We start from the raw sequence: 17061 nt of genomic DNA, 5'->3' as shown, positions 1-17061 counted from the left end.
AATGATACTACCATGGTGCACCAAATTTCGATTGCTGTAATCATTGCTCTTTTTATCGCTTTTGAGGTTTATGTTTTAGGCAAAAAAATTTCATTGACCAACAACTTATTTATTAACAATGAAAGCGCGGTTTGGTCTTTGGGAGTTGCAACGTACCTAGGTTGCACCTTCTTAGCTTTTTTGCCCTTCGCTTGAATCACGCCCAACATCGTTTATTTGATCATAATTTTTGTTGCTAAGGATTTTTTAATTTTCTCGTACATTTTCGTCGGGAAAGTCCGCCTACGTCTAGCTAGCGTTGACTACCAAACGGTGCTTTTTATTTTGTTAGCTGCTTTAACAATTTTGCTTTTTTACAACTTTGTCGTCCAAAGAGAAATCGTCCCGGAATCAGAAAGTAACCGCTTTAATTTTTTTAGTTACCTTTGGCAGTGAACTCAAAACGTTTTAAGCAGCGTTAGCGCTTTGAATCTGGATTTTGTTAAACAATGAATCGTCGGATTTTTGGCTTTAAGTGTGGTAGTTAGCGCAGTCAGTGCACTTGTGATGCGCTTTTCCCGGCAAAGAAATTTCTGAGACTACCTAATTAGTTGGGTTTTAGCCTTTTTAATGGTGATATTTTTCAACTTTAACGGACAAATTGAAAGTTTGCTGGGCGTTTATTTAGTGCCTTTTTTGCTATTAATAGCACTCAACATAATTCAATTTTCCCGCAAAAGGTACAGTTTTGTATTCGTAATTGGTTTTTTGGTGGCTTGAATTATTGAACACCGACTTTTTATCACTTTAAGCGCCTTATCCATATCTGTTTCTTTAATTTACATTTTTCTTAAAAAACCGATGCCATCGCTTTTTTTCTCGCAACTGATGATTCCAATTTTAGTGATTGTAGTCAGTTGGTTAAACTTTTGAATCGTTTACCTTCTGCTAGTGGTGTTGGCAGTCGTTTACATTATCATTACCGTTAGCAAAACCACCGATTTAATCGCCAAAATTAACTACTTTCTGCAAAGAAATAACCGGGTTATACCGGTCGTATTTTTGGTCACAATTTTGCTAATTGCCACCCTAGTACTCGCTTTTTCTCAGCGCAGTATTACCGACATAGCCTGGGAAGAGCACCTTGTTTTTGATTACCAAACTTTTGTAGTTAGTCAAGAGGCGGTAGGAATTTTAAAAATTGTCCAAGCCGTTATTTATGCTTTAGCGATCTTAGCGTTAGTGACGGTTTTAATTTTCTGATCGATTTTGCGAACCAAAATTATCCACTGGCGAACTGGAGTAGTGCTAGTCAGTTTAATTTTTGCTACCGCCTTTAATCCACTCATTTACCCGACCTTGTCTTTAGTGGGATTAGAAAACAACTTCACGTACTTAAGAAGCGTGACTTTTGTGCCGTTAATTCTGATCGGCTTAATTAAGTTGCGAAACTGAATGTACAAAACTATCGAAGTTTAACCGCTTTTAAGTTTTTGCCAGCTAAGACTTTGGCAACACCTCCATTACGGAAGTCCGGACCTAGGATGGAAGCCATTTTTTTAAGCGCTGGATCGGCGTTTTTAAGCGCGATTAAATGACCTACGTGCCCCACGACAGTTGAATCGTTGAGCGAATCACCAACGTGGGCGGTTTGCTCAATTTTTTTGATGCGAAGCAATTTTTCCCAAACGTAACGGTTGGCCAAACCTTTGGTTGCCTTTTGATCGGTGACTTCAATTGTTCATCCGCGGGTTGAATTAACCACCGAAGCCGAAGGTACAAGCATTCTCAACTGCTCGGTTAAACGTTTGATTTTGCCCCTTCGTTTTCCTCAAACCATTATTTTGTAGTAATTTTTGGGACTAACCGCGTAACTGCGGGTCACGCGGTAACCAAGTTTGCGCACGAAAAAGCGACTAATAAGACCCCGAACGCCGTAAGCGATCATTTGGTCATCGCATTTAAAGGAAAGTTTGTTGCGGCGAATAAAACCAAGAACGGTTGATATTTGACGCGAATTCATGGTGCGAGCAAAAACTATCGCTCCGCTTCGGTTAACAATTAAAGCCCCGTTGGCGCAAACAGCGAATTTAACGTTTAACTGGTCAATAAACTTAGTCGCCTTGGGTCCTTGCCGACCGGTTGAAATAATGGCCTGAACTCCCGCCGGTAACTTACTAATTGCTAGCGCGTTAGCTTGTGATATTTGGTCGTTTTTCTCATCAACTAGCGTTCCATCTAAATCCAGAAAAAAAACCTTGATGTTCGCGACTAAATTTTTCATGCTTAAGAATTGCTCTCTTGAGTTGGCAAAATCAGTTTACCGCTTTCGATTCAATTCTTTTTTAAGTCAAGCCACTCGTCTAAATTACGGCACCTCAGTCAAGCGACTAAGTCGGCATCAATGTCCAAATTATAAGTTGGTGACTTGCCTGAGACCGTAACTTGCCGATACCAATTTTCCGCCTTTTCTAAGTCATCTTTGACTTGGGGAAGGTTGACTTTAAAATTCCAATTCTTGACTTTACGATCTTTAATGTCGTAATTGGCCGGATCTTCGTAATCATTTTCCTTTAAGAAAGTGGCTACAATCGTAAAACGATCGGCGCCGATTAAGTGGGCGTAAATTTGAGCTTGGCGAATGTAATGACTAGGTGGTTTATTCATAAGTCAAAAATCCCAATTTTTTTCGGCGGTAGTTTTGACTTCAATGATCATGTTAGTTTCCTTGACGTAAGCATCGGGCAGTCCGCCCACGACCGGGTGACGGTCGGCAAAGTAGTCGTAGTTATACTTAACAGCGTCAAAAGTTTCGATCGGGTGAGCAATTTTTTCCCGCAAGAAATCAATCACGATCGGCTCAATTTTTTGACCAGCGTTTAAGTATTTACGATCTAAGGGCGGATGGTCAATCCAAAATATGCGGCAAAAAGCCGCAAAGGGCGAACCAAAGCGACTTAGGTTTAAAACATTGCCAATTAAAGAGCCGCCAATTTTTTTAAAACCGAACTTGCCCCACAACTTCTTCTGGCGGAGTTTGTCCAAAAAAGTTGGCAAAATTTCAACTCGTTTGTTAACTTCATCGAGCTGATACTCTTGTCCGTTGTAAAAATGGCGTTTGATGTTATGGTCCTAATTCTATTAAAGTGCTAACTTAGGCAACAAACTTAATAATGCTAAGCACTAACTGGGCCTCCCAGTTATTCATTTCGTTCTGGTTAGTTGGTTTGGGCAAGGAAAACTCTATTTTGTCGCCTTGATCGTACAAATCGCCCGGCGAAACACTAATAGCTTCTGGTTCTGCGCTCATATCCTGGGGCGCTTTAACTAAAGCGTACTTCTTACCAGTCATCCAATTTTTTCAAACATTTGATTGAGAAACTGCGTAAGACAAAACATGGTACTCCTGCAACATGTCGTTATAGTAAGTAAATCCATTGCCAGGGATGGCCGCAAAGGAAACTAACTTAGTCGCTAAAAGCGTTCCAATCGCATGATTTGTAATCGCCGTTAAGTTGTTGGCGGGTTTGTTTATCGTATCAGCAACGATGTCATTAACTTCTTTTGTCGTCTTAACTGCTTGGTAACCTAAAGCAAGTTCTTGCTTAACTTTGGCAAGCGCGCCAGAAATTTTGCTCAAGTCAAATTCTTGCTGCTGACCCGAACTTTTTAAAACTAATTTTGGTTTGCTAAAGTCAATTTTATTAATGTAACCTTTGAGAACCTCAAAATCTGCCTCGCTCACATACTTTTGATCGTCTTTGCCGTCAGTTACCGGCGTCATCATTTGATCGCCTCTTTTGGGCATGAAAATTTTGAAACTTTGGTCCATTTGACCAAACACCGCTTGGACAGAACTAGCAGAATTTAAATCAATTAGCACCGCGTTTTGCTCGATTGGATCTTTTCCGTTTTCAACTTTTTTCCCTCCGCATGCTAAAAGCGAAAAAGCGGGGAGGGAAGTCACAATTAAGGTCGGTCAAAACAGTCTAAAAGAGCGGGTTTTTTTCATAAATAAGTCCTTTGTTTGGGTGTATACCAAAAATTATACACCTAGTTCCAAAGGGCTAGCAACCTAATCGGCTTCTGAGTAAATGTTGACGATGTTAAACATTAGTTGTGCTTCAAAATTATTAAGACCTGTTAAGTCTTTGGGAACGGCCAAGGCTTTCTCAAACATCAATTCTAAAGTTTTTTGGTCTTGACCATAAGCGCCGTCGCCGACTACCTCATAAAGACTGAGTCCTTTGAATTGGTCAACCTTAGACGTGTAACTTTGATCTTGGTCAGAAGGCAATGGATCAACTTCCAGTAACTTAAAATTCTGGTCTAGTGTCAGCATCTGTTTGTAAGCAATTTTTGGCAATCTTTCTTCTTTGTAAGGGTCAGTAGTCTTAACTCAAACATTAAATTTATGCTTTCGCTCTTCTTGATTTTTATCAACTTTTGACAACTCTGAAGCGTACCATTTAACTTGAACTTGAAAATCAGCTTTTAAGCCGGTTTTTCCAAATCGCTCAACTTCTGGTTTTAAAAATTCGTTGATAGCTTGGTGAATTTTGTCTGCCCACTGCTCTGGTTTCTCGCCTGGCGACAGCGCTTGCTTAGTTAAAAAGGCGTTTAAATCTTCGGGATTGGTTTTTAGTTTTTTTCCAATCGCTTCGTGAAAATCAGCAAACTGATTAGAAAATGTGTTTTTGGATAGAATTAATTGGTATTTTTTTCCGGCGGATCATTTTTTTCAAACGGTTGAATCGGTAACTTGTTTGGAAAATGCGTGCAAAGAATCTAGAATTCGAAAAAAATGGTGTCTAGTTTCGCCTGGTAAAGTGGTGAAACCACTAAAATTAATAGCAAAACTTATTCCAAGTGCTTGAGCAGCAATCGCTATCATGTTAGGAGCAGGTATGCGCTCGTCGCCATTCCAAAAAGTTTTCACAATGTCTTGTAGGCCAGTTTTTAAATCGGTGACAAGGTGGTAATTTTCGCTTTTCAAGTCTTTCTTAAACGCTAAAACAGACGCACGGAATTCGCTCATATCAAAATTTTGCTCTCAAGTTTGGTCTCCGTCGGTGTAGGAAATTTTTAAATCCACGGCTTGAGTCTTGATGTTGTGGGCCCATTTAATAAATTTTTCGTAAGAATCTCGGGCAATACCCTTCTGTTTCTCAAGGTTTTTGACAAGTGTGGCCGGAGTTGGCTTAGCCAGTAGTTTAGTTGCTAACTCAGGCATAAAAATTTGGTAAACAGAGTTAAAACTCTTAAAAAAATCTTCTATACCGTTAAGCCTATTCAAATTAATTTCGGTTGCTTGCTGGTGGATGATTTCCCAGTCATCGCGTTTATCTTTTTCGTCAAGTTTGTTCGCACAAGCGACTGCCGATAAAACCGGCAAACTCGTGAGAAGAGTTGGCGCGAGAGAGTAGATGAAAATTTTTCGCATTAAAGCTCCTTTGTCAGCAATTAAACTGCTTTTGATAATTGTGAACAGAAATTATTATACACTTTTTTTCATTTTTGTGTCATGATAAAAATAGAGTACTAAATGGTCGGTTTTAAATCGCTTAATCACCTTAATCAGCTAGGCCCGAAAGTAGGTAATAAAGGAACTTACCTTTTCAAAGTGACTGAAGACTAACCCCGGCATCTAAGTAGTAAGATCCGTTTTCTTCCACGGTTAAATCAACATTTTGCTTAGTTAATCAATTTTTAAAAACTGATTGAAAAAACATCGTTTCAATTCAAATGTCTATTTTTCCAATCATTTGAGCAAAATTCTCAAAACTGTTGGCTGGCAAATTAACTAACTTAGAAAGTTGAAGCGCAAAACCAGGTTTATAGGCCAACAGCGAGGACACTAAATTAATGGTTGTCAGTGATTGACCCGCTTGAGCAACTTGAATAAAATCTTTGGGAGTGCCGTTGTCACTCAAACCATTTTTTTCAACATCATACTTTTTGTCTTGGGGACCCGAATAATTGGCAAAACCACTAATTATTTGCTCAATTTCTGATCCAATTGTTAACTCAAAAAGGCGGGTAGTTGTGTTTTCAAAACGTAATTTCACGTTCGTAACTTCGCTCAGAGCGTAAAAATAACCGCCTTGATCGCTGACATTAGCGTAGTAGCCTCAATCGGCAGTTGCTCAAGCGGCATCAAACGCTCTGGTAGTGCGCAAAGCGCTAATCGTACCGAGAATATCAATCAGTTCATAATGGTTGTTAACTAGCGCTAAATCAATCGTGTCACTCTTGGGGTCGTAAGCTTGGGAAAGTTGTGTTCACGGTCGAACTTGGTATTGACTTGGCAAAGCAACATCGTGTTTAAATTCATACGTAGTTTCGTTATCACCGTCTAAAGGTTTTCATTTAGACCAAGTGGTTGAACATCCAACGCTAAGAATTGGCAACAAAGCGGAGAATATCAAAGGTCAAAAAAGCGATAGTTTTTTCATTTACACTCCGATTGCCTCACGGGCTTGTTGCTGTTTCATCGTCATGATGCTGACGACCGTCGAGAAAACAAATATCACGCCAATCGCAGCAAAAGCGATTAAGACGGCTCACCAGGAAATGCTAAAAGGAATTAAAATCGAGCCAAAATTAATTACGAAAATCTTGAGAGAGGTCAAAATTCCAAACGCAACTGGAACGCCAACCACAATTGAGGCAAAAACTGGCAAAGCGTAAATTAGCGCGAACATTCGCATTATTTCGCCTCGTTTATAACCGAGCGTTCAAAGCGCGGCAATTCTTTGGCGGTTGGCGCTAATTAAGAGCCCAGAAACAATCGCAGCAAACAAGATGGACAAAGTAACCGAAATCATTTGAATGATTCAAATGATGTCCGATGAAAGACGAGAAATGTTGCGGAATGAAGTGTTGCTAATGTCTTGCCAAACCACGTCCTTATTAATGGCAACGTAGGGAGTGCGTGAGTAAAGAGTGTAAAAATCGCTGAGCGTTTTGGCTAAGTCGGTTGGATACCTTAAGTCTGAGTTAGTTAACATGCGTTCTACGACATTGGCTCACTGACCATGGATTGTGTCCGTCGCCAAGTAAAAATAAGACGGAGAGTACAAACTTAACGTACTTAGGACAATTGGGTCAGATTCGTTAGTTAAAACGCCGTTAAAGTTTTTAGATTGCTCGTCCCAACCGATTAACTTGTTGGCAAATGATTTAAGCGTCAAAAAGCGGTTGTCATCGTAAGTTTCAATTACATCAACAACTTCAAAAGTAGTCGATGGGGTGGCAAAATTTTCTGAGTTACGGTTAACGTGGTTGCTAATGGGAGCGTTAAAACGACTGCCTGGACCTAAACCAAGTTTTTCTGATATGAAGCGGTTAATGATGACTGGGCTAGCGTCATTTTTTGGGTAGTTAGTTAGTTTTTGTCAGTTTGAAGGCGAAAGCTTAAAAAAGTGACTCTCGCGTTCAAGCCCGATCATCGTGTAGGGGATTTCTTGGCCGCGACTTTCGTAATTGAAAGATACATAAGTGTAAGGCTCGTCCCAACTTTCAACCAACAAATTGTTGTAAGTAATCACGTAAGGCCGGAAAGACGATGAGGTGTCAAACATTCTTCTTAAAGCGTTGAAAACAAAATCAACAAAATCGGGGTCAATGTTTTCTTGATCAATCATTTTGTTTTCACTCAAAACTTTTCAATCGTTAGCCGCGGTCGGCCACCAAGGCTTACTGCGATAACGTTGGTTAATTCCGACTTGAGTTGCTCGTTGGTAAAAATCGCTTTCGTTAGCTTCGGCCCGGTTACGTTGGTTGTCAGGCATTAGTTTGCGAGCGATGTCCCAGGAGTTGACACTACTAATCGTGACATCCAGAAGCGGCTTAAATTGGAGTTTGTTCTCTAAAAATCGGCGCACTCGGCGCATTTGCTCGACATCATCCAAGTTAATCAAATCCACGTTAGCGCCGTTATCCACGTCACGCACGCTCGGAATGTGTCACTCTGGTGAATTGGGATCGCTTGGATAAAGACGCGCCGTGGACTGGGCCGGTTCATACTTAGCTAAAATAGCATCCGAGTAAGGGATAGCCCGGTAATTGCCGCCCTCAATCGTTGGGCTGTAAAAATTAACTTGAAAACTGTAGTTGTTAGTGCTGACAGTTTGATCATAGGCGTACTGAGCTTTGCCTAGCGAAGAAAGTCCGATGATGATTGTAGCCACCGAAATTATTCCCGCCAAAGTTGAAAGCATCAGTCGACCAAAATTAGATAAGGTCAAAGACATAATGTACTTAACTTTGACGTTCACCCATCTAAAAGGTTTTAAAAAAACTCTCGCAATCGAAAATTTGTGTTTGTCGCGCTGAGCAATCATGTCAACCATGTTTCCATGTAGATCAACGTAGCATAAAATCCAAACCATTAAAAAAATCGTGACGACCGGCACGATGACAGTCACGATGAGCGAGACTAAGTTAAACATCGTGCCGTAAGTCGGAATTGTTCAGTAGTTGGCAAATATATTGATAAAGGGAAACTGAAGAATGTAGCCGACCACGTAACCTAAAATTGAAGGCAAAGTCACGAGCAAAAAGGTAACGCAACTGAGCGCGAAAGCTATTTTGCCTTTCCGGTATCCCAAAGCTAAAAGAGTGGCGTATTTTTTCCTTTGCAAAGTTAGCAGGGATTTAAAAACTAGTAAAAACAAAGTCGCTACAAAAATAACCAAAAAGGTGGTCGTCACAATCGTCAGCGTTGAAATGGTTTTTTTAAGTTGCTCTAAGAAAATGACTCTTTCTTGGGTTAAAACAATCGGATCGTTAGATTGGTTGTACTTAGTAACAATGGCGACATTTTTGGGTCAACCCATGGTTGGGATATCCCCCGAGTAAGAAATGCCAAGAGAAGGTAAAATCGCGCTGCCCCAACGCGCAATCAAATCAACTTGGTCGTCAATTTTGCTACGTTCTTCGGGCAATGTCTGATCGGCATACTTAATTGAAAAATAATTTTCCTCGGGATTAGAACGGAAGCTGTCAACGGCGCGTTGATAACCCCGCAAATTGGTATAAACAATCGCTTCGCGCTCGGGCGTTGGAATCGGACGCGAATGGTCAATAATTGGAAAGGCAAAGTCGGGAGTCACTCCAATGCCGGTAATAAAGTAGGGCATTTGATCAACCCAAACTATGTTGTTGCGGTAACGGTTTTTTAAGTAATCGTTTTCGTGAAGTTGCTCCAAATCGTACTCGCTGTAAAGGTTGAGCACTTCGCTAGGGTGGAGAGAGTACTTGCCATTTAAATTAGCGTAAGATGGCGAGACAATCGCTTGGTAAGCTGAAGGGTCAGTGAGGGTAACGGTCGAACCGATTGAGCTTTGAGCTACTCAGCGGTAACCTTTTAAACTGTTGACGCTGTAGGGCGTTTTGCTGCCAAATTTGTTTTGAGCACGAAAGTCTATTTCGTTTTGAAATTGCTCGTCGGTCAACATTTTAGTGAAATTTTTTGTTCCGTCATAAATGATGAGTTTGTTGACATTGACATCTTGCTCGGGAACGTGCACTAACTTAAAAGCTCTGTCCTCGGCAAAAATGGCAATTGACGCGGTGTGGCGCATTTCAAGTTTACCTTCGTAAATCTGGTTAATAGCTCTTTGGAAACGTTGCGGTTTTTGGTTATTAACAACTTCTTGAATCCATTCTTTTGCTTCGGAAATTTTCCGATCCAAAAGAATTTTTTCTTGTTCGGCGTCAAGACCACCCGTTTGAACTGGATACTCAAACGGATGCGCCGCAAAATAACTTTGGTAATCACCACTTGCCTGGTCAACGACGATTTTTTTCTGTCCGGCCAACTGACTATCTTCCACGCGCAAACTAAAATCGCCCTCGTTTTTAAAAAGTTGCTTAACCACGCTGTCATGTAAATTACCCTTTTGGCTAATTTGATCGTATGACCTTTTGAATGCAAAAGCTGAAGACTGTAAAAGCGTGTAAGTTAACGAAGAAACGAAAATAATCGCCACCATGATTAGTGAAAAAATGCGTCTTGAAAACACTAATTTAAAAGCTTGTTTAACTAGCAGTCTCATGGTCGCTAACTCTCCCGTCGTCCACGTAAAGCACTTGGTCGGCTACTTCTTTTCACTGCTGGTCGTGAGTGACAATGATAATGGTCGTGCCGTACTTTTTATTAATGCCGGCTAAAAGACGAATAACTTTCAAAGTGGTTTTTTGATCCAGCGACCCCGTCGGCTCATCTGCAAAAATGATCGTCGGATTTTTAGAAAGAGCCCGAGCCACCGAAACTCGTTGCTGCTGACCGCCCGATAAATTACGGATGTCTTGGTCAAGCACGTCTTTAATCCCAAGGTCGTTAAACAGGTCTTCCACATTAAGTGCTTTTTGCGGATCTTTTTGTAATACTTGACCAATCTTAACGTTGTCGCGTGCGTTTAAGTCGGGCAAAAGGTTGTAACTTTGAAAAACAAAGCCCACGTTATCGCGACGAAACTGGGTCATTTCCGGGTCTTTTAGCGCCGATAAATTAACGTCGTTCACAATCACGTCTCCGGTGGTGGCGCGGTCAAGGCCAGAAATTACGTTCAAAAAAGTTGATTTGCCGCTTCCCGAAGGTCCGTAAATAACGATCAATTTACCCTTGGGAATTGATAAGGAGACATCTTTTAAAATGCGAACTGCGTTATGCCCGCTGACGTAATACTTGTTCAGTTTTCGAACATCAATAATGTTGCCTTCGCTGTTTTTTAAATTTTTGTTGCCTTTGGGATGACGGTTAAGTTTTTTTAGTTTTTTGGCTTTGGTTGTCTTGGGCATTGGTTGTTCCTGTAGTTAAGGGACTAAACAATTATAAGGGCGATTAAAAATAAGGGGTAATTATGCCTGATCCATTTTGGACCAAGGCGGCGGAAAATTGGTCGGTGTGGGGCAAACTTTGCTAAAGCTAACTAGGTAAGTCGGAACTTGACCTTCCACTTGGTAAGCTTTAATTTCCAACTTTAAAGTTTTAATCAGGCGCCCACACGCTTTTATCTCCTGGTGGTAAGCAGGACCTTTAACGAACAAAAATCGTGATCCGGGCGCGCCAAGGTGGTAACTCATTTGAATTAAATGTTTTAAATCGCTCACGGCTCGAGCTAAAACAAAGGCAAAACTGTCCCGATCTTGACTCTCTTCTGCTCTGACGTGCAAAACTTTAAAATCTAAGTTTAACTCGCGTTTAACGACGTTTAGGAAACTAACTTTTTTAGAGTTTGCCTCGTAAATCGTCAGTTGAATTTTCCGGTGAACGATTTTAAGCGGTAAACTGGGAAACCCGGCGCCCGCGCCTATGTCCAAAACGGACTTAGTCTCCATCGCACTGACCCAGTCTTTAAAAGTGACTAACGACTGGTAAACCCCTTGCTCTCAAATTTGACTTTCGCTTCAAGCCGTTAAATTAAACTTTTGACCAAATTCCTGAATTAATTTGACATAGCGCTCTAACGCCTGAAATCTGACCGGGTCTTTGACAAGATCTTTTACTTTCTGAAAGAAAACCATTCTTTAGGCAGCGATTTGTTGCTTAAGCACTTCCATCGGCATAAAACCAGCCTGAGTACTTTTGAGTTTTTGGTTGTGGTAAATGAAAGTAGTTGGCACGCTTTGCACGCCCATTTCGGCCGCTACTTCGCGGTTAGTATCAAGGTTAACTTTTAAAACAGTGATTTGCGGATTTTGCTCGGCAAGTTGTTCCAAAACTGGTGCCATCATTCGGCAAGGACCACATCATTCAGCAAAAAAGTTGACTATTGTCGTTCCGCTTGTTAACTTAGCTTGAATTTCTCGACCGTTAATAATTTCTAATGGCATCCTTAACCTGCTTTCTAATCTTTGAAAATCATTATACGCCAGACTTAATAAGCCTTGGCGAACAAAACTAAGCGGCGCGTTAACCGACCCGTTATGATGCACTTAAGACTTTTGGTTAGTTTGTAATCAAAAGGTATGCACCGCGCGGTAGCGCCAGTCTCATCTTGAATAAGTTGCTCATCTTGGTCTGTTCCGGCAAAGGGCACCAAAACAAAACGGTTATCTTGAACACCCTTTTTAAGACTCTCGTAAGTATCAACTCGCACCGTGTTTTGGCGCAGTCTTTGCTCGGCTTTTTCAAAAAGGTTTTGTTGAATTAAAGCGAGTAAATCTTTGATGGTAGCGGGCAAGTTTTCAAGGGAGCAATTTGTTTTATCCAATGTATCTCGCCTGACTATCACGACTTGACCAGCGCTAATTTCCCGCGGACCAATTTCAATTCTGAGCGGCACTCCTTGAATTTCCGACTCGGCAGCTTTAAACCCAGGACTTTTAGGGCTCGCGTCTAACCGAACTCGTCAGCGTTTAGATAACTTTTGTAAAAGTTTCCGAGCAGTTAGCAAAACTTGGGGGTCTTTATCGGCAAAAAGAGTGATTAAATCGATTTGGTAAGTTGCCACTTGGGGCGGCATAATAATTCCCCTGTTATCCCCGTGAGCCATAATCACCGCGCCAATTAAGCGCGTGGACATTCCCCAGGAAGTTTGGTAGGGATGAACAAACTCCTGATTTTGGTTTTTAAACTTGATGGCGTAAGTTTTAGCAAAATTTTGACCAAGATAATGAGAAGTTGCGCTTTGAAGCGCTTTGCCGTCTTTCATCATCGCTTCTAACGAATAAGTCGTGACCGCGCCGGCGAATTTTTCCCGCGGTGTCTTTTTGCCAACTAAAGTGGGAATTGCTAAAAACTTAGCTAAAAAACGAGCGTAGTTGCGAATCATTTTTCGAGTTAATTTGCGTGCTTCCTGGGCGTTTTGGTGAGCGCTGTGCCCTTCTTGCCACAAAAACTCGGATGTTCTTAAAAAGGGGTTAGTTTTCTTTTCACCCCGCAAGACATTGACTCACTGGTTGTAAATTAGCGGCAAGTCGTGGTAAGAGTGAATTTCGTGGCCAAAAAGTTGACTAAAAAGCACTTCCGAAGTGGGACGAATCGCGAGCGGATAAGCTAGTTTTTTTTCGCCTACTTGGGTTACTGTGTAAAGTTCGGGCGCAAAACCTTTGACGTGGTCTTTCTCTTTCTCGATTAGATCAGTCGGAATTAACAGCGGTAAGTAAACATTTTGTGAGCCGATTTTTTTCAGAATTTGCTCAAAACCAAGCCGAATGTTGTCCCAAATCCCGTAAGCAAGCGGTTTAAAAATCAGCAAGCCTTTGCTTGGGCCATATAAAGCCAGACCGCCATTAATCACTACATCAACGTATCACTGGGAAAAATCTTTTTCCATTGGCGTGATTTTAACTAGTTGTTTCACCGTACCATTATACTAAAAGATGTTTTTTAGGGGTTTTTCTGGGGCAAAATGCAACTTTTTTAATTTAAGAAGTAAAGGTCTTTTTCGGTTGAAATTGGTAAATTGCGGTTATTTTTTTCGCTAAAGTTTTCCCAAATGATAGTGGTGTTGTAGTCTTGGAAAATTTTTCTGAGCGATATTAAATACAAGTAGTTTTCGATTTGGAGTTGCGAATCTTGCACCACCAAGTTGTAGTTAAAAACAATGAAGGAAGGCTTAATTTGCTGCAAAACCGTGACCGTGTACTGCGAGAAGCGCCTGAAGCGGAAACCAATGGCAAAACCTTTTTCCAACAGCAGTTTTAAAGTTGGTTTAATTTGGTTAAGTTGTTCGTAATTGTCAAATCTAATCACGTAAGCGATACCAGTTGGCTCCAAACGAGATAAGTTGTTTTTTAATCATTCGCTGTTAACATCTAACAAAACTTGGGAGCTTAACTTTTTACTGGTAATTTTTTCGGCGTGAGCGTCGATTAGGCCGTTCAAATTGTAGGCGTTGACTAAAATGTTGCTTAACTGCTGCTTGTCAAGAGCTGGAAGTGCAGGAAAGGAGTAGTTGACAACTGTTTTATCGTCTTTTATTCTTTTGACCGGAACTAACTTGGTTTCAAATTTGTGCGATCTAACCGCGTCGCGAAAAATTTTGATTTGTTCGCTGTAGTGGGTAAATTCACCCTGGTACTCCTGGACTTGCTTAATGTCAAGAAAGTTTTGTTTCCAACGAATCGATAAGTTGACTATGAAGTCAAGAGTGGACAATGCGCGGTTAAAAACTTTCCGGTAATTAACATCTTGAAAACGAGCGCTACCTGATCCCCGGATAAAAGTGCCTCAACCTGCGTGATCAACTTTAAATTTAACTAGTTCAACTAGGTGATTAACTTTGCGCTTGACTTTTTTATAATTTGCCGCGTAACAAGTTAACAGCACCAATTCACGTCATTCATAAATGTCGTACTTAAAGCGCAGTGGCAATTTTAAAATCTCGCAAATGAAGTTTTCTCTGACGTTAGTTAGATGGTTATTTAAGTTGAAAACCAAAAACCCTTTAAATTTAGCGTCTCGGTTGGCTACTTCTTCGGGAGTAGTTAGCGCATTAGTCACATCATCGGGAACTTCAAGGTCAATTTTTCAATTAACAACGATCAGGTAGTCAGAAACTTTGTCTAGTTTGCTTAATCTCACGTTAAACAAAAGCGGAACGCGTTTACCAAAGTGACGCGCACCATTAAACTTAAAATCGTAGGAAATTTCGGTTTTGCCGTTATCAATTTGTTGGAGAGCTTCCCGGTAAAGTTTGGAGTTTTCTGGGTGTTGAGTAATCACGTGCACCACAAACTGACGACTCAATTGGCGCCGCAATTTATTCTCCTTAATCGTTTCGTCTAAAGCAAACTCTTGGGTTTGAAAATTGTCACTAGATAAGTGGTCAACTCGGTAAGGGGTGACTTTTCTAGTCATGGGATCTAGTTTGTAAACAAAAACGCCGCGGTGTTCTTGCACGTTGATGTTTTTCTGCCAAAAATTAGTTAACATCAAAACGATTAGAGCTAAAAGCAAGCCGCCTAACAAAAAACCAACCACTAAAAAGTAAGACAAAATGACCACTAAGATCCAATCCTCTCGATTGATTTATGGTTTTTCATCAACGTTTTCACTCCGTAGGGTTTGCGAAAGTTAATGTCAATTAATTCGTTGTTCACGTTAATGACAGTTCCTTCCCCGAAAATTATGTGGGAAACCCGGTCACCAGCAACGATGTTTTCGTTGGCTAAGTTAATTGCCTCTGAATCAAGGTTTTCAGCGATAAAACTTTTGGTAAAGCGACTAGTGTTAATGCCCATTTCCTTCAAGAATCGCGAAGGTCTTTTTTGCGATTTGTAGTCAATAGAATAACCTCTTGAACTGGAAATGAAAACTTTCTTCATTGCGCGCGTCAATGCCACGTAAGCTAGTCGCCTCTCTTCTTCTAAAGCTGCTTCTCCGCCCTCATCAATCGCTCGTGCCGAAGGAAAGACGCTCTCTGAAAAACCAGCGATAAAAACATTTTTAAACTCTAAACCTTTGGCCGCGTGAGCTGTCATCAAAGACACAAAGTCGTTAGTTCGACTAATGTTTTCGTAATCAATGTAAAGCACGATTTCCTCTAGGTAATCGGCTAATTGTTTGTCCTGGTGTTCCTTTTGTCAAACGTCAATTGACCGAATTAACTCGTTAATGTTTTCTAGGCGGGATTTGTCTTCCGGTGCTTTTCAAAGATCAAGGTAGTTAATTTCAATTAAAAAACTGCGCAAAACTTTGGCAATCGGGTTAGTCTTGAGTGCAACGCGGTACTTGTTAATTAAATTTATAAAAGTGGCCAGTTCGTTGCGCTGTTTAATTTGAAGTGGTAAATCTTGAAAATGATCGGTTAAAGCGCTCAAAAGTGGTTTACCAACCTTTTTAGCATACTCAACTAATTTGGCCACGGTGGTGCCTCCGAGCGAACGCGGCGGCACGTTAATCATCCGCAAAACCGAAACTTCGTCGCCGTTACTAATGATTTTTAAGTAGGAGATGGCGTCTTTAATCTCTTTACGCTGGTAAAAACGAGTGCCGCCAAAAACAACGTAGTTAACGTTGCCGCGGATAAGCGCTCTTTCGATCGATTGGGAGATGTAATTAGCCCGGTAGATGATGGCGATGTCTTTGAGTTGGGTCTTGTTTTTTTTGAGTTCGTAAATTTTTTGAACTATTCAACGTGCCTCGGCTTCGTCAGAAAAAGCTGAAAAAAATTCAATCCCTTCGCCTTGGTCGTTGTTAGTGTAAAGATTTTTATCAATTCTCATCCGGTTGTGCTTAATTAGTTTGTTAGCGTGGTTCAGAATCAGTTGGGTTGAGCGGTAGTTTTGCTCCAACTTAATAATCTTTGCGCCTTTAAAATACTTTTGAAAGTTGTTAATCAGATCAACATCGGCTCAGCGCCAAGTGTAAATAGTTTGGTCTGGGTCGCCCACGATAGTAATGTTGCCCCGAGAGGCAAGCGTTTCCAAAATTTCGTACTGCGTATAAGAGGTGTCTTGAAATTCATCAACTAAAACGTAGTCAAATTTTTGCGACCATCTGGCGCGTGCGTTAGGATTTTCTTTGAAAAGTTTGTGGACAAAAATGATTAAATCGTCAAAATCCAAAGCTTTAACCCGCTCTAATTCTTGTTGGTAGTCGCGGTAAACTGCCGCCTCAAGTTTTTCGTAATCTTTACGCGCTTCAGACATTTTTTGACTTGGGCTAATGTTTAAAACTTTGTTGCGCGAAATGTAATCTAGCATGGAACTGTGGGTAAACTGTTTGGCGCTAGCTCCGTGCATCTTGTAAATCGTGTCTAAAATTTGTTTCTGGTCAGCCCCATCAATAATGTTGAAATGAGTTGGATAGCCAAAGTGTCCAATTTCGCTGCGCAAAATTTTGGCGCAAAGCGAGTGGTAAGTTGAAATTTGCGCTTTTTCGGCTTGACTACCAATCATTTCCACCACGCGTTCGCGCATTTCGTTAGTCGCCTTGTTAGTAAAGGTAACGGCCAAAACGCGCTCGGGACTAATTCCAATGTCAACGATTAAGTAAGCGATTTTGGAAGTGAGCATGCGGGTTTTACCTGAGCCGGCTCCCGCGATGACAGCCAAAGGTCCTTGGACGTGTAAAACGGCCGCTTGTTGCTGGGTGTTTAACTGCGTTAAGTAAGGTTTTTTGCTCAT

General features: G+C 41.0%; 13 protein-coding genes. 1 reads left to right on the top strand and 12 read right to left on the bottom strand.

The window, feature by feature from the left end; all coding sequences use genetic code 4:
• Positions 1-12: 12 nt before the first annotated feature.
• The gene (locus CSE00_RS01620) at positions 13-1458 is read left to right on the top strand and encodes a hypothetical protein (RefSeq protein WP_127942845.1); all 1446 of its coding nucleotides are present in this window, start codon (positions 13-15) and stop codon (positions 1456-1458) included.
• Here CSE00_RS01620 and CSE00_RS01615 read toward each other — a convergent pair.
• The 12 genes from CSE00_RS01615 to CSE00_RS01560 all read right to left on the bottom strand — a co-directional run bounded on the left by CSE00_RS01615 (position 1445) and on the right by CSE00_RS01560 (position 17061).
• Entirely contained in the window at positions 1445-2263 is an 819-nt protein-coding gene (locus tag CSE00_RS01615; protein ID WP_127942844.1) for an HAD family hydrolase, read from the bottom strand. The genes CSE00_RS01620 and CSE00_RS01615 overlap by 14 nt on opposite strands.
• 2 nt (positions 2264-2265) lie before the next feature.
• A complete protein-coding gene (locus CSE00_RS01610; RefSeq protein ID WP_127942843.1) occupies positions 2266-3102 on the bottom strand; it encodes an MAGa7180 family putative nuclease in 837 nt (278 codons plus the stop codon).
• A gap of 31 nt (positions 3103-3133) precedes the next feature.
• A complete protein-coding gene (locus tag CSE00_RS01605) occupies positions 3134-3991 on the bottom strand; it encodes a hypothetical protein (protein WP_127942842.1) in 858 nt (285 codons plus the stop codon).
• 63 nt (positions 3992-4054) lie between these two features.
• A complete protein-coding gene (locus CSE00_RS01600; RefSeq protein ID WP_127942841.1) occupies positions 4055-5422 on the bottom strand; it encodes a hypothetical protein in 1368 nt (455 codons plus the stop codon).
• Between the two features lie 130 nt (positions 5423-5552).
• A complete protein-coding gene (locus CSE00_RS01595) occupies positions 5553-6434 on the bottom strand; it encodes a hypothetical protein (protein WP_127942840.1) in 882 nt (293 codons plus the stop codon).
• Positions 6435-10040: an ABC transporter permease gene (locus tag CSE00_RS01590; RefSeq protein WP_127942839.1), complete on the bottom strand. Its 3606-nt coding sequence runs from the start codon at positions 10038-10040 to the stop codon at positions 6435-6437.
• Positions 10024-10785: an ABC transporter ATP-binding protein gene (locus CSE00_RS01585; RefSeq protein WP_127942838.1), complete on the bottom strand. Its 762-nt coding sequence runs from the start codon at positions 10783-10785 to the stop codon at positions 10024-10026. The genes CSE00_RS01590 and CSE00_RS01585 overlap by 17 nt, the downstream gene beginning before the upstream one ends.
• A gap of 60 nt (positions 10786-10845) precedes the next feature.
• The gene (rsmG, locus tag CSE00_RS01580; RefSeq protein ID WP_127942837.1) at positions 10846-11511 is read right to left on the bottom strand and encodes a 16S rRNA (guanine(527)-N(7))-methyltransferase RsmG; all 666 of its coding nucleotides are present in this window, start codon (positions 11509-11511) and stop codon (positions 10846-10848) included.
• 3 nt (positions 11512-11514) lie between these two features.
• Positions 11515-11820: a thioredoxin family protein gene (locus CSE00_RS01575; RefSeq protein WP_127942836.1), complete on the bottom strand. Its 306-nt coding sequence runs from the start codon at positions 11818-11820 to the stop codon at positions 11515-11517.
• Positions 11821-11864: 44 nt separating this feature from the next.
• Positions 11865-13292 carry a proline--tRNA ligase gene (proS, locus tag CSE00_RS01570; protein ID WP_127942835.1) on the bottom strand — a complete coding sequence of 476 codons (1428 nt, stop codon included), beginning with the start codon at positions 13290-13292 and terminating at the stop codon, positions 11865-11867.
• A 59-nt stretch (positions 13293-13351) separates the two neighbouring features.
• Positions 13352-14938, bottom strand: a complete 1587-nt coding sequence (locus CSE00_RS01565; RefSeq protein WP_127942834.1) for a hypothetical protein — start codon at positions 14936-14938, stop codon at positions 13352-13354.
• Positions 14938-17061, bottom strand: coding sequence for a UvrD-helicase domain-containing protein (locus CSE00_RS01560; protein WP_127942833.1), 2124 nt, complete (start codon positions 17059-17061; stop codon positions 14938-14940). Before CSE00_RS01560 ends, CSE00_RS01565 begins: the two co-directional genes overlap by 1 nt.

Origin of the sequence: Mycoplasma sp. ATU-Cv-703, assembly GCA_004011965.1 — a bacterium.
Classification (GTDB): domain Bacteria; phylum Bacillota_I; class Bacilli_A; order Mycoplasmatales; family Metamycoplasmataceae; genus RYZV01.
This window is presented reverse-complemented; position numbering and strand designations above follow the sequence as displayed.